The following is a 13,909-nucleotide window of genomic DNA, read 5'->3' on the forward strand; positions in this document are numbered from 1 at the left end:
CTGGCAGCCTAGTCAACGGGGCGGATCGGACTCGTGCGCCGGTTGCATCGCGTCCCAGCCGTCGACCGAGCCACCGAGTCGCTGCGCCAGCCCGGCCATTCTCGACCGTTCCTGAGAACAGTGCAGCGCGTCGAGGATCTGGACTCGCTGCAGCACGAGTCCGACCGTCGCACCGTCCTCGCCGGGGGATGCCTGCCCGTGCGGATTCTGCGGTCGGTAGCCGTCCTGGGCGGCGATCGACACGGCGTCGGCCACCGACGATGCGGGCAGCCGCAGATGGTGCCGCAGCACCGCTTCCGCGTCGGCGTCCCACCGCGGTTTCTCGGCGGCGGCGCGGTCGAGAGCGGTCGAGCACGCCTCCACGTCGTCGAAGCTCGAGGCGACGACCACGAGGTCGTGCCGATCCTGATCGAGAGGGGCCGGTTGCCGACTGCCGAACAGCCTCCGCAGCCACCCCGTACTGTTGTCACGAGAGCGCATGACTCCACCCTTTCACGGTCCGCCACCAGGGCTGTCAGCAGGGAGAATCGGACAAGCGGGGCGCATCGACGCGCCGAGGGTGGACCCGGGTAGTCGCCTCTTACGACGAAGCGTCATACTTCTGTCTGTGACGAGCGCAGTAGGGACTTCAGGATCAGCAATCACCCAACGCGTGCACTCGCTGAACCGACCTAACATGGTCAGCGTTGGCACCATCGTGTGGTTGTCAAGTGAGCTCATGTTCTTCGCAGGGCTCTTCGCCATGTATTTCGTGGCGCGAGCGCAGGCGAATGGGAACTGGCCGCCGGAGCCGACCGAGCTGAATCTGTTCCTCGCCGTACCGGTGACGCTGGTGCTGATCGCCTCGTCGTTCACCTGCCAGATGGGTGTGTTCGCGGCCGAGCGCGGCGACGTCTTCGGCCTCCGCCGGTGGTACCTCCTCACCCTGGCGATGGGCACGTTCTTCGTCCTTGGACAGGCCTACGAGTACATCCACCTCGTCGAGCACGGCACCTCGATCTCCAGCAGCGTGTACGGCTCGGTGTTCTACATGACCACCGGCTTCCACGGCATGCACGTGATCGGCGGCCTCATCGCGTTCGTCTTCCTGATCGCCCGCACCAAGGTCAGCAAGTTCACGCCCGCCCAGGCCACCGCCGCCATCGTCGTCTCGTATTACTGGCACTTCGTCGACATCGTGTGGATCGGTCTGTTCGCCACGATCTATTTCATCCGTTGATCAGCTGAACGCCCCAGGCAGCCCCCTGACGTCCAGTCCGTCCCGACATACCAAAGGGATACAGATGAGTTCATCCCCCCCTCCCGCATCCGATACCACAGCGTCTGCCGCGAAGGCACGTCGCCAGCGGAGGCTCCGCAGGCGCGTCACGGGCGCCCTGGTCCTGATGATGGGACTGGTCAGCGCCGGTTTCCTCGCGTCCGCGTTGACGCCGACCCCGCAGGTGGCCACCGCCACCGACGATCAGGCAGCACTGATCCGCGAGGGCAAGCAGTTGTACGACACCTCGTGCATCACGTGCCACGGTGCGAACCTGCAGGGTGTGCAGGACCGCGGCCCGAGCCTGATCGGTGTCGGCGAGGCCGCCGTCTACTTCCAGGTGTCGTCGGGACGCATGCCGGCCTCGCGTAACGAGGCCCAGGTCGAGCGCAAGCCCGTCAAGTTCGACGCCGAGCAGACGGACGCCATCGGCGCGTACGTCCAGGCCAACGGCGGCGGCCCCACGGTCATTCGTGACGAGAACGGCGAGGTCGCCCAGTCTTCGCTGCGCGGCGGCGACATCGGACGCGGCAGCGAACTGTTCCGCCTCAACTGCGCGTCCTGCCACAACTTCACCGGGCGCGGCGGTGCGCTCTCGTCCGGTAAGTACGCGCCGGTCCTCGACCCGGCCAGCGAGCAGCAGATCTACACCGCGATGGTCACCGGCCCGCAGAACATGCCCAAGTTCTCGGACCGTCAGCTGACCCTCGAGGAGAAGAAGGACATCATCGCCTACATCAAGTCGTCAGGCGAGACGAAGCAGCCCGGCGGCTACGGACTCGGCGGCATCGGTCCCGCCTCCGAGGGCTTGGCCATGTGGGTCATCGGAATCATCGCTGTCGTCGGTGCAGCACTGTGGATCGGAGCAAGGTCATGAGCGACGCTGGCCAGCCGGGCGGCGCCACGCCAAAGAAGTACACGGATGCAGAACTCGAGAACCTGAGCCGCGACGAACTGGTCGAGCTCGGAACCAACCTCGACCACGTCGACGTCGCGTTCCGCCGCAACCGCTGGGCGGTTCCGGGGACGAAGGCCGAGAAGCGCGCCGAGCGGTCGGTCGCCTTCTGGTTCGCCCTCTCCGGCATCTCCGCGATCGCGTTCATCGCGATCTACCTCTTCTGGCCCTGGGAGTACGCGGGCGCCGGCGAGGAGCACTACTCGGCCTACAGCCTGTACACGCCCCTGATCGGCCTCACCATGGGTCTGGCCATCCTCGGCCTCGGTGTCGGTGCGGTGCAGTTCACCAAGAAGTTCATCCCCGAAGAGGTATCCATCCAGGACCGCCACGACGGTGGATCGTCCGAGGTCGACCGCAAGACGATCGTCGCGGAACTCGGCGACTCGTTCGACACGTCGACGCTGGGACGCCGCAAGCTCCTCAAGCGCACTCTCATCTTCGGCGGCGGTGCCCTCGGCATCATGTCCGTCATGCCCCTCGGTGGTCTGATCAAGAACCCGTGGGCCAAGCGCGACGACTCCCCGCTGTGGGTGTCGGGATGGACCCCCCGCTACGAGGGCGAAACCATCTACCTGCGCCGCGACACCGGTCGCCCCGAGGACGTCGTCCTCGTTCGCCCGGAAGACCTGGACGCCGGCGCCATGGAAACGGTGTTCCCGTTTCGTGAGTCCGACCGCGGCGACCACGACGCGCTGCTGGAGGCGCTGCGCGGTATCCGCAACGCGACCATGCTCATCCGCCTCCGCACGGAGGACGCGGCACGGGTCACCAAGCGCAAGGGCCAGGAGAGCTTCAACTACGGCGACTACTTCGCCTTCTCGAAGATCTGCACCCACCTCGGCTGCCCCACCTCCCTGTACGAACAGCAGACCAACCGAATCCTCTGCCCGTGCCACCAGTCGCAGTTCGATGCGCTGACCTACGGAAAGCCGATTTTCGGTCCGGCCGCTCGTGCACTTCCGCAGTTGCCTATTACAGTGAACGAAGAGGGTTTCCTAGTCACAACGGGTGACTACATCGAAGCTCTCGGCCCGGCATTTTGGGAGCGTCGACCGTGACCGACAACAAAACGTCCAAACTGAGCGCGATGGCCACCGGCCAGGCCGAAGCGATGGACTCGCGCTACCACCTCGCAGCGGGAATGCGGCGGCAGATCAACAAGGTCTTCCCCACCCACTGGTCGTTCCTGCTCGGCGAGATCGCGCTGTACAGCTTCGTCATCCTGCTGATCTCCGGTGTCTACCTGACCCTGTTCTTCGATCCGTCGATGGCGCACGTCGTCTACAACGGTGCGTACGAGCCCCTGCGCGGCGTCACGATGTCCCGCGCGTACGAGACCACGCTGAACATCTCGTTCGAGGTCCGTGGCGGCCTGTTCGTACGTCAGATCCACCACTGGGCCGCGCTGATGTTCGCGGCATCGATCGTCGTGCACCTGATGCGCATCTTCTTCACCGGCGCCTTCCGGCGTCCGCGTGAGGCCAACTGGGTCATCGGTTGCCTGCTGCTGATCCTGGCGATGTTCGAGGGATTCTTCGGCTACACCATCCCCGACGACCTGCTGTCCGGCACGGGCCTGCGCGCCGCGTTCTCCGGCATCACGCTGAGCATTCCGATCGCAGGCACCTGGATGCACTGGCTGATCTTCGGTGGTGACTTCCCCGGCGACCTGATCATCCCGCGCCTGTACGTCGCGCACGTCCTGCTGTTCCCGGGCATCATCCTCGCCCTGATCGCCGGTCACCTCGCGCTCGTCTGGTACCAGAAGCACACGCAGTTCCCCGGCCCCGGCCGCACGGAAAACAACGTCGTGGGTGTGCGCATCCTCCCGGTGTTCGCCGTCAAGTCGGGTGCGTTCTTCGCGATCACGTTCGGTGTTCTGGCCGTGATGGGTGGCGTGCTGCAGATCAACCCGGTCTGGACCATCGGCCCTTACAACCCGTCGCAGGTGTCGGCCGGTTCGCAGCCCGACATCTACATGATGTGGACGGACGGCCTGGCCCGTCTGTGGCCGGCATGGGACATCTATCTGTTCGACCGCTACACCATTCCGTCGGTGTTCGCTGTCGCGTTGATCATGGGTCTGGTGTTCACGGTGCTGATCGCCTACCCGTGGATCGAGAAGCGCCTGACCAAGGACGACGCTCACCACAACCTGCTGCAGCGTCCGCGTGACGTTCCGGTGCGTACCGCGATCGGTGCGATGGCGATTGCGTTCTACGCCGTCCTGACGATCTCCTGCATCAACGACATCATCGCGTACCACCTGAGCATCTCGCTGAACGCGATGACGTGGATCGGCCGCATCGGCATGGTGCTGCTGCCTCCGATCGCCTTCTTCGTGGCCTACCGGTTCTGCCTGGGTCTCCAGCGCAGCGACCGCGAGGTCCTGGAGCACGGCATCGAGACCGGCATCATCAAGCGGATGCCGAACGGTCAGTACATCGAGATCCACCAGCCGCTCGGCCCGGTCGACGACCACGGTCATCCGATCCCGCTCGAGTACCAGGGTGCGACGGTCCCGAAGAAGATGAACAAGCTCGGTTCCGCCGGCAAGCCCGGTTCCGGCAGCCTCGTCACGGCCGACCCGGTCGAGGAGAGCCTGGCTCTCGAGCACGCCCTGCACCACGGCGAGCACGAGCAGCTCACGATGCTGCGGGAGTACCAGGACCGCGCCCACGGCAACGGTTCGTCGGCTTCCGGCAACGGATCGTCCGGCAACGGCGAGGCCCACTAGCCTCACCTCCGCAACCGAGCAGAGCCCCGAACCACTTCCGGTTCGGGGCTCTGCTCGTCTGTGGGCGTGCCCGCTCCCCTCCCCCGCGGCTGTGCGCGGAACACGAGCGCGACCGCCCCGAGTCCCAGGAGAAGACCGAGCGCGGTGAGGATTCCGAACGGCTCGCCGAACATCACGGTCCCCCAGATCGCCGTCACCGGTGCCATCAGGAACATCAGAGCATTGACCCGGGTGACCCCGCTCCGACGCAGCACGAGCCAGTACAGGCCGTAGCCGCCGAACGTGGACAGGCCGATCAACCAGGCCACCGACCACCAGAACGATGCCGTCGGCGGTGGCGACACCTGTCGGGCGCACGCGGCGAGGGCGGTGAAGAGCACGGCACTGGTCGCGCAGTGCACGGTCATGGCCACGACGGGGTCGGTGTCGGTCGGTGAGCGACTCTCCAGGAAGGTCGCGGCCACCAGCGACAGCATCCCGGCGAACGGCACGAGATACGCCCACCACGACACACCGGACCCAGAGGTGGCGTCGCCTGCGGTGACGATCACGACCCCCGCCAGTCCCAGCAGCAGCCCCCACCACTGCCGGGGCGCGACGTACTGCCCCAGCAGCGGGCCGGCCAGTACCGCGACGACCAGGGGCTGGGTGCCGTCGATCAGCGCGGTGGTACCGGTCGAGACGCCGAGCCCGATCGCCTGGTAGACGGTCAGCAGATATCCGGTCTGCGACAGCGCGCCGACCGTCACCTGACGACCGAACGCACGGGACCCGAGTCCACGCCACCGTGCGCGGTCGAACAGCGCGGCCGCCAGGGCGAGTGCCAGGGCGAGCGGCAGGAACCGCCAGGTCAGAACCGTCAGAGGGGATGCGTCCCCGGCGCCGAGTTTGGCCCCGATGAAGCCGGAGCTCCAGCACAGGACGAACAGCACGGCGAGAAACGCATTCACAACTGACCACCACCCAAGTAAACAGATCGGTATACCTCTTCAACCTACACCGATCTGTATACTTTCGTCATGGATTCTGTGCCGTCACCGCGACGCGTCGCACTGACCCCGGGAGCGAGGCGAGCGCTGGACGCGGCCGGCCGCCTCTTCTACGAGCGGGGAATTCACGCGGTCGGCGTGGATCTCATCGCCGCCGAGGCCGGCGTCACGAAGAAGACACTCTACGACCGCTTCGGATCGAAGGAACAGATCGTGGTCGAGTACCTAGCCGACCGGGACGAGCGGTGGCGGGCCTTCCTCGCAGCCCACCTCGACACCGTCGGCGACTCCCCCGAGCGGCGCCTGACGGCGATCTTCGACGCGTCCGGGGAGTGGACCGCGGAGAACAGCGCGAAAGGGTGCAGCATGGTTAACGCGCACGCGGAGATCAGCGACCCGTCACATCCGGCGTACGCGGTCATCATCGGCCAGAAACGGTGGATGCTCGAGCTGTTCACGGGGGTATGCCGGGACGCCTCGGTGCGCGATCCGGAGACACTCGCGCGCACCATCATGCTGCTCCACGAAGGCGCCCTGGTCTCGCACGGATTGCACGTGTTTCCGGAGGCGGTACGACTCGCGTCCGCTCAGGCGGCGGCACTCCTCGCCGCCGCGGCGGACCCGGCCGGTTAGGGCCGACGACAAAGCGGAGGCGCCGAACCCCGGTGGGATTCGGCGCCTCCGCCGTCTGATCGTGGGTGGAACTAGTGCTTCTCGGGCCCGACGTAGTACTCGAAGACGAGGCCTGCAGCGGCCGCGAGCACAGCAATCACGGCGACCACGATCATCCACGGCTGGAAGAACGCCATCGCGACTGCGACGAAAGCAGCAGAGGCGGCGAGCAGGATCGGCCAGTAACTACCGGGGCTGAAGAAGCCTAGGTCGCCTGCGCCGTCGGCGATCTCCGCGTCCTCGTAGTCCTCGGGACGGGTGTCGAGGCGACGGGCGACGAACCGGAAGTACGTTCCGATGATCAGCGTCAGTCCCGCCGACAGGCAGATGCCCGTCAGACCCGCCCACTCGATACCGGTTCGTGAAACGGCGGTGAAGACGCCGTAGACGATCGCGACGAGAATGAAGAATACCGTCAGGATCTCGAAGAGCTTGGCTTCGATCTTCATATCAGCACTTGTCCTTGGTCAGTGAGGTATCAGCAGCAGGTTCAGTTACCTTCGACACCGCTCGCCTGCTTGTAGCCGCGATCGGTGGTGAAGGGAGACGTCGACGTCGCAACCGGGGACTCGCCGATGGCCTGCAGAGCCTCCGCCGTGGTCAGATCCCGGCCGCCCTCGCTCGCCGGCTTACGCAGCTCGATGTACTGCGCGAACTTGTCAGGGCTCACGGCGCGAACCTCGAAGTTCATCATCGCGTGGAACGTGCCGCACATCTCGGCGCAGCGCCCGACGAAGGCACCTTCCTTCTCGATCTCACTGATCTGGAAGACGTTGTCGGAGTGGTTCTCCTTCGGGTTCGGGTTCACGTCGCGCTTGAACAGGAACTCCGGCACCCAGAAGGCGTGGATGACATCGGCCGAGGCCAGTTCGAACTGGATCCGCTTGCCGGTCGGCAGGACGAGGATCGGGATCTCGTTGCTCGAGCCGATCGTCTCGATCTTGTCGTAGTGCAGGTAGGACAGGTCCTGCGGGGTCTTGCCGTGGATCGGCCCGGGCTGAGCGTGCTCACCCTCGGCCTCCGCCTCGGATGCCGGTGCGGACTCGACCGCAGCCTGCGCTTCCTGATCGATGCCGTCGTACTTTCCGCCACCCTCACCGAGGTCGATGGAGCGGTATCCGAACTTCCAGTTCCACTGGTACGCAGTGACATCCACCACCACGTTGGGGTTGTCCTCCTTCTCGAGGACATGGTTCTGCACGATCACCGTGAAGTAGAACAGCACGGCGATGATGACGAACGGAACGGCGGTGTACGCCAGCTCGAGCGGCACGTTGTATGCCGTCTGCCGCGGGAACTCGGGTGAGTCCTTCTTCTTACGGTGGAAGATCACCGCCCAGAAGGTGAGTCCCCACACCAGCACACCCATGACGAGGGCGGCGATGACCGACCAGGTCCACAGTTCACGCATGCGGTGCGCCTGCGGGGTTACGCCCGAAGGCCACCCGAAACGAAGCACCTCGTTGTCGATTGAACAACCCGACAGCAGCAAGGCAGCAATGCCCAAAGATACTGCCAACCCTGCCCGCCGAAGGATCCGACCTTGCGCCACGTTCACGCCTTCCTGATCGCCGCAAATTCCACTAGGGCACACCCGATGGGAAGGCCCAATTACTACGCAGCGTAGACCAAAGGTGGCGGCTCTCCATCCTCGGGTCGGGCGACGACGTGTCGCTGCCGACGCCGCGGCGGTGCCGCTGATCGCGCCGGGGCACCGTCACCGGCGGCCCGAACCGGACGCTCCGGCAATCTGCGGCATACTTTCCGGCAGAGATCCCTGACCACTCCACCTCGTGGAGCCTTCCAAGATTCTGAATTGAGGTACCGGACGCTGTGTGCGGACTGCTCGGGCTACTGACCTCTGGAGAAACCAGCGACAACGCCGTCTCACAGGTCGACCAGGCGATGCACTGCCTGCGGCACCGTGGGCCGGACGAGCACGGGACCTGGCACGACGACCACCTGGTCTTCGGGTTCAATCGGCTGTCGATCATCGACATCGAACACTCCCACCAGCCCCTGCGGTGGGGTCCGGTGGAGAATCCGGAACGCTACGCGCTGACGTTCAACGGCGAGATCTACAACTACCTCGAGGTTCGGGCCGAACTCGCCGAGCAGTTCGGTGCGCAGTTCGTCACAGAGGGCGACAGCGAGGCCATCGTCGCTGCGTTCCACTACTGGGGCGAGGACGCGGTCCGCCGCCTGCGCGGCATGTTCGCGTTCGCGATCTGGGACACGGAGACGCGGGAATTGTTCCTCGCGCGCGATCCGTTCGGCATCAAACCGCTCTTCCTGGCGACGGGCGTCGGCGGCACCGCGTTCGGTAGCGAGAAGAAGAGCCTGCTGGAACTGGCGAGCCTGATCGGCATCGGCACCGAACTCGATCCGCGGGCCGTCGAGCACTACACCGTCCTTCAGTACGTGCCGGAGCCGGAAACCCTCCACAGGCAGATCCGCCGGCTCGAGTCCGGCTGCTTCGCGCGTGTGCGGCCGGGCGAAGAACCCGTGATCACCCGCTATTTCGCGCCCACGTTCCCGGTGCGTCCGTTCGCCGCGGGCACCGAGCAGGCCCGGTACCGCGAGATCGCGGAGGCGCTCGAGGATTCGGTCGCCAAGCACATGCGCGCCGACGTCACGGTCGGTTCCTTCCTGTCGGGTGGCATCGACTCGACGGCCATCGCGGCGCTCGCGATGCGGCACAACCCGAACCTGATCACGTTCACCACCGGTTTCGAGCGCGAAGGCTATTCCGAGGTCGACGTCGCAGCGGAATCCGCGGAAGCGATCGGCGCGCGTCACGTCGTGAAGGTGGTGAGCCCGTCCGAGTTCGCCGCCGCCATCCCCGAGATCGTGTGGTACCTCGACGACCCCGTCGCCGATCCCGCGCTGGTGCCGTTGTGGTTCGTGGCCAAGGAGGCGCGCAAGCACGTCAAGGTCGTGCTGTCCGGTGAGGGCGCCGACGAGCTGTTCGGCGGCTACACCATCTACCGCGAGCCGATTTCGCTGAAGCCGTTCGAGTACCTACCCAGGGGACTGCGGCGGGCCGCCGGGAAGCTGTCCGAGCGCATCCCCGAGGGCACCCGCGGAAAGAGCCTGCTCAACCGCGGTTCACTGACCCTGGAAGAGCGGTACTACGGCAACGCGCGCAGCTTCAACGACGCACAGTTGCGCGCCGTCCTGCGCGACTTCCGGCCGGAGTGGACGCACCGCGACGTCACCGATCCGATCTACGCACAGTCGCAGGGGTGGGATCCGGTGGCCCGGATGCAGCACCTGGACCTGTTCACATGGTTGCGCGGCGACATCCTCGTCAAGGCCGACAAGATGACGATGGCAAACTCGCTCGAACTTCGGGTGCCGTTCCTCGATCCCGAGGTCTTCAAGGTGGCGTCGCAGGTGCCGCTGGATCAGAAGATCACCAAGAGCACCACCAAGTACGCGCTGCGTCAGGCGCTGGAAGGCATCGTGCCCGGGCACGTGCTCCATCGGGCGAAGCTGGGCTTCCCGGTGCCGCTGCGGCACTGGCTGCGCGGCACCGAACTGTTCGACTGGGCACACGAGCAGATCGCGGCGTCGGGCACCGATCACCTGCTCGACAAGGCGGCGATCGCGAAGATGCTGAACGACCACCGGGACGGCGTGTCCGACCACAGCCGTCGCCTGTGGACCGTGCTGATCTTCATGGTCTGGCACGGCATCTTCGTGGAGAACCGCATCGTTCCGGAGATCGCCGAGCCGGCGTACCCGGTCTCGCTGTAGGCGCTTCGCGCCCGTGCGCCTTTTTGGTAGTTGGCGCTACCAAAAAGGCGCACGGGCGGCGGAGCCGCCTGTTACGGCAGAACGGCAGCGATCTCGTCTGCGGCGGTGGAGCCGTAGGCGTCCGCGAGGCGCTTGACAGCCTCGTCGCGGTCGAACGTCCATTCCTGGGTTCCGACGGTCTCCAGTACCAGCACCGCCACCAGCGACCCCAGCTGCGCGGAGCGCTCGAAACTCAGGCCCGCGCTGTGTGCGAGGAGGAATCCGGCCCGGAATCCGTCACCGACACCGGTCGGGTCGACCTTCGCCTTCTCGGGAACGACGGCGACGCGGGTCCAGTTGCCCTCGGAGTCGACGATCTCGACGCCCTTGGAACCGAGGGTCGTGACGCGGACGCCGACCTGAGCGCGGATCTCCTCTTCGGTCAGTCCGGTCTTCTGCTGCAGCAGTCCCCACTCGTACTCGTTCGTGAACAGGTATTTTGCACCGCGGATCAGCGCCGACGCCTCCTCGCCGTTCAGTCGGGCGAGCTGCTGCGACGGGTCGGCGGCGAACGGGATTCCCTGCCGGCGGCATTCCTCGGTGTGGCGGATCATCGCCTCGGGGTCGTTGGCGCCGATCAGGACCAGCTCGAGCGCTTCGGCGTCCTGCGCGATACCGGACAGCTGGATTTCGCGGGCCTCACTCATCGCACCGGGATAGAACGACGCGATCTGCGCCATGTCCTCGTCGGTGGTGCACACGAAACGCGCGGTGTGCGCGGTGGTCGAGATCCGGACGGCGGTGCAGTCGACACCGTTGCTCTCGAGCCACTGGCGGTAGTCCGCGAAGTCGGCCCCGACAGCCCCGACCAGCAGCGGAGATCCACCGAGGACGCCCATGGCGTAGGCGATGTTGCCGCCCACTCCCCCGCGCCGGACTACGAGGTCGTCGACCAGGAAGCTCAACGAGATGTGGCTGAGCTGATCGGCGAGCAGCTGCTCGGCGAACCGGCCCGGAAACCGCATCAGGTGGTCGGTGGCGATGGAACCGGTAACCGCAATTGTCACGGGCGGATGCCTTTCGATGAGTTCGGTCGGGATTTCTCACCGTACCCCGGGGTACCACCGCGATCGGTCGGCAGCACGGGGACCCGGGTACGTGGAGATCGGGCACGAAAAAAGTCTGACGCGGCAGCCGGTCGGCGCCGCGTCAGACTTGTCGATTCAGTTGTACTTCGGCCTGAGACTCAGTTGAAGGAGTCGCCGCAGGCGCACGAACCGGTCGCGTTGGGGTTGTCGATGGTGAAACCCTGCTTCTCGATGGTGTCGACGAAGTCGATCGAGGCACCCTCGACGTACGGCGCACTCATCCGGTCCACCGCGAGGGCGACGCCACCGAAGTCCACGATCAGGTCGCCGTCCAGGTTCCGGTCGTCGAAGAACAGCTGGTAACGCAGCCCTGCGCAGCCGCCGGGTTGCACGGCGATACGCAGTGCGAGGTCGTCACGACCTTCCTGATCGAGCAGCGCCTTCGCCTTGGCGGAGGCGGCTTCGGTCATCTTGACGCCGTGGACGGCGGTCTCGTTCTGCACAGTCATGGGCTCTCCCTGTAGTTCGTAACAAACCCGTGAACGCTTCAACGGTACTCCGCGCCCGACTTATTCCCGGGTTCCAATCCCTGCGGCAGCGTCCGCAGATCGATCCACGTCCATGGTATCCGACGTCGCGGATTCCGGTTACTGCCCTGCGGCCGCACCGTCCCATCCGCGGGCTGCGGCCGCGGCAAGGTCTCTCAGCTGCGCGTATGCGTCCGACATCGCGAGTTCGACGGATCCCGCGTGGTCCACCAGCGACAGTGCGTCGTCGATGCCCGCGCCGTAGAGATCCGCGGGGTCGAGGAGCACCTGCCCGGCCAGGACGAGCGTCGCGATCGACCGCCGGCGGGCGGCAGCGGCGAGCGCGATCACGAGTTTCCCGCGCAGCGACTGCTGGTCGAGCCGGCCTTCCCCGGTGATCACGAGCTGGGCGGAGGCGAGTTGCCGATCCTGCCGGGTGCGTTGCGCGACCACGTGAGCACCGGATTCTCGGGTCGCGCCGAGGGCGAGCAGCGCGGCCCCGATGCCACCGGCGGCGCCGGCCCCGGCCTCGGCGGCGACCTCCCGGGCCGTCACCCGCTGCAGTTGCCCCGCCCATGCGGCGTTCCGGTCCTCGAGGAATGCGACGGTGTCGGGGTCGGCGCCCTTCTGCGGTCCGAACACGCGGGCGGCGCCGTGCTCGCCGAGCAACGGGTGCTCGACATCGGACGCGGCCACCAGTTCCACCGAGCGCAGGCGGGCGACGGCGGCGTCCGCGCTCCCGAAACCCTGCGCGAGGGCTTCGACGAGGCCGCGGCCCCCGTCGGTGCAACTGCTGCCGCCGAGACCGACGACGATTCTGCTCGCCCCGGCATCGAGTGCCGCTACCACGAGTTGGCCGACGCCCCGGCTGTGCGCGTCGTGGGCGGTGCGGGGCGTCGGCGGTCCGCCCAGCAGTCCGAGTCCGCAGGCCTGGGCGGATTCGAGGTAGGCGTCGGTGCCGTCGAGGAGCCAGCGGGCCGTGACGTCGGCGCCGAGGGGCCCTTCCACGACCGCGGTCCGGACGGTGCCGCCCGCAGCCGCGACCACGTCGACGAATCCGGGGCCGCCGTCGGACTGCGGCGCCTCGATCAGCTGGTCGTCCGGGCGCACGGCCGACCATCCCGCCGCGATCGCGGCGGTCGCCTCGACGGCGGTCAGCGTTTCACCGAAGGAGTCCGGTGCGATCATCACTCGCATCGGCGAAGTGTATGGCGACGGGCGCGACCCGGCATTTCGATGTGAGGGCGGTTTTCCTCCCGGCGCCGTCTTCCCATACTCTGGAAGAGTGAAATTGCTACGCCGCGGTGATTCGGACAATTCAGACAAGCGGGACGTCGAGGTCGCCGAGTCGTCCACGGCCCCGGAGGCGGAGTCCGCCGAACAGGCAGGCAAGGGCCGCCCGACCCCCAAGCGACGCGACGCCGAGGCGAAGCGACGCGGCCCGGTCGCGCCCGCGCCCCTGACGGCGAAAGAGGCACGCGCCCGTAAGAAGGCCACCCGCGGTAGCAAGGAAGAGCGTAAGGTCGCCGCGGCGGAGCGACGCGCCACCGCCGCCGAGCGACGCGCCCGCATGCTCGCCGGCGAGGACAAGTATCTCCTCCCCCGCGACAAGGGCCCGGTCCGCGCATACGTCCGCGACATCGTGGACGCCCGGCGCAACCTGGTCGGCCTGTTCATGCCGCTGGCCCTGGTTCTCATCATGGCGATGTTCGTCAGCCCGGCGTTGCAGGCGATCGTGACACTCGCCATGCTCATCATGATGATGTTCATGGCCATCGAGGGCGTCTGGCTGGGCCGCAAGATCAACAATCAGGTGCGGGAGCGCTTCCCGGACACCCCCGACGGCGGTTTCAAGCTCGGGTGGTACGCATTCGTGCGTGCGTCGCAGATCCGCAAGCTGCGCGCCCCCAAGCCGCGGGTGCGCCCCGGCGACGCCATCTGA

The 13,909-nt window shown here is 66.5% G+C and carries 14 protein-coding genes; 7 read left to right on the top strand and 7 right to left on the bottom strand.

Going from position 1 to position 13,909, the window contains the following annotated elements; translation table 11 throughout:
* Positions 1-12 precede the first annotated feature (12 nt).
* Positions 13-480 (bottom strand): hypothetical protein, encoded by a 468-nt coding sequence (locus FND50_RS23620; protein ID WP_144287297.1) that lies wholly within the window; start codon positions 478-480, stop codon positions 13-15.
* A 127-nt stretch (positions 481-607) separates the two neighbouring features.
* Between FND50_RS23620 and FND50_RS23625 the strand changes: the two genes are divergently transcribed.
* The 4 genes from FND50_RS23625 to FND50_RS23640 all read left to right on the top strand — a co-directional run bounded on the left by FND50_RS23625 (position 608) and on the right by FND50_RS23640 (position 4,953).
* On the top strand, positions 608-1,219 hold the full coding sequence (locus FND50_RS23625) for a heme-copper oxidase subunit III (protein WP_005260123.1): 612 nt from the start codon (positions 608-610) through the stop codon (positions 1,217-1,219).
* A gap of 64 nt (positions 1,220-1,283) precedes the next feature.
* Complete coding sequence (locus FND50_RS23630; RefSeq protein ID WP_186301133.1) at positions 1,284-2,135, top strand: cytochrome c; 852 nt, start codon at positions 1,284-1,286, stop codon at positions 2,133-2,135.
* Positions 2,132-3,274, top strand: coding sequence for a ubiquinol-cytochrome c reductase iron-sulfur subunit (locus FND50_RS23635; protein WP_005247713.1), 1,143 nt, complete (start codon positions 2,132-2,134; stop codon positions 3,272-3,274). Before FND50_RS23630 ends, FND50_RS23635 begins: the two co-directional genes overlap by 4 nt.
* A gap of 29 nt (positions 3,275-3,303) precedes the next feature.
* Positions 3,304-4,953 (top strand): cytochrome bc complex cytochrome b subunit, encoded by a 1,650-nt coding sequence (locus tag FND50_RS23640; protein WP_050787461.1) that lies wholly within the window; start codon positions 3,304-3,306, stop codon positions 4,951-4,953.
* Between the two features lie 2 nt (positions 4,954-4,955).
* On the opposite strand, the gene FND50_RS23645 is transcribed toward FND50_RS23640, so the two are convergent.
* Positions 4,956-5,903, bottom strand: coding sequence for a DMT family transporter (locus tag FND50_RS23645; RefSeq protein WP_144287298.1), 948 nt, complete (start codon positions 5,901-5,903; stop codon positions 4,956-4,958).
* Between the two features lie 69 nt (positions 5,904-5,972).
* On the opposite strand from FND50_RS23645, the gene FND50_RS23650 reads away from it, so the two are divergent.
* Complete coding sequence (locus FND50_RS23650) at positions 5,973-6,575, top strand: TetR/AcrR family transcriptional regulator (RefSeq protein ID WP_144287299.1); 603 nt, start codon at positions 5,973-5,975, stop codon at positions 6,573-6,575.
* A 71-nt stretch (positions 6,576-6,646) separates the two neighbouring features.
* Here the strand turns inward: FND50_RS23650 and FND50_RS23655 are convergent, their stop codons facing one another.
* Entirely contained in the window at positions 6,647-7,063 is a 417-nt protein-coding gene (locus FND50_RS23655) for a cytochrome c oxidase subunit 4 (protein WP_005573189.1), read from the bottom strand.
* A gap of 41 nt (positions 7,064-7,104) precedes the next feature.
* The gene (locus tag FND50_RS23660; protein WP_144287300.1) at positions 7,105-8,172 is read right to left on the bottom strand and encodes a cytochrome c oxidase subunit II; all 1,068 of its coding nucleotides are present in this window, start codon (positions 8,170-8,172) and stop codon (positions 7,105-7,107) included.
* Positions 8,173-8,447: 275 nt separating this feature from the next.
* Between FND50_RS23660 and asnB the strand changes: the two genes are divergently transcribed.
* On the top strand, positions 8,448-10,373 hold the full coding sequence (gene asnB, locus FND50_RS23665) for an asparagine synthase (glutamine-hydrolyzing) (protein ID WP_120660689.1): 1,926 nt from the start codon (positions 8,448-8,450) through the stop codon (positions 10,371-10,373).
* A 71-nt stretch (positions 10,374-10,444) separates the two neighbouring features.
* Here asnB and FND50_RS23670 read toward each other — a convergent pair whose 3' ends face one another.
* The 3 genes from FND50_RS23670 to FND50_RS23680 form a co-directional block, all read right to left on the bottom strand.
* Positions 10,445-11,419: a carbohydrate kinase family protein gene (locus tag FND50_RS23670; RefSeq protein ID WP_144287301.1), complete on the bottom strand. Its 975-nt coding sequence runs from the start codon at positions 11,417-11,419 to the stop codon at positions 10,445-10,447.
* A gap of 179 nt (positions 11,420-11,598) precedes the next feature.
* Positions 11,599-11,949, bottom strand: a complete 351-nt coding sequence (locus FND50_RS23675) for an iron-sulfur cluster assembly accessory protein (protein WP_005247725.1) — start codon at positions 11,947-11,949, stop codon at positions 11,599-11,601.
* A gap of 138 nt (positions 11,950-12,087) precedes the next feature.
* Positions 12,088-13,164, bottom strand: a complete 1,077-nt coding sequence (locus tag FND50_RS23680) for a glycerate kinase (protein ID WP_144287302.1) — start codon at positions 13,162-13,164, stop codon at positions 12,088-12,090.
* A gap of 88 nt (positions 13,165-13,252) precedes the next feature.
* Between FND50_RS23680 and FND50_RS23685 the strand changes: the two genes are divergently transcribed.
* A complete protein-coding gene (locus tag FND50_RS23685) occupies positions 13,253-13,909 on the top strand; it encodes a DUF3043 domain-containing protein (protein ID WP_007297475.1) in 657 nt (218 codons plus the stop codon).

The organism is Rhodococcus sp. WB9 (assembly GCF_007558985.1).
Classification (GTDB): domain Bacteria; phylum Actinomycetota; class Actinomycetes; order Mycobacteriales; family Mycobacteriaceae; genus Rhodococcus_F; species Rhodococcus_F opacus.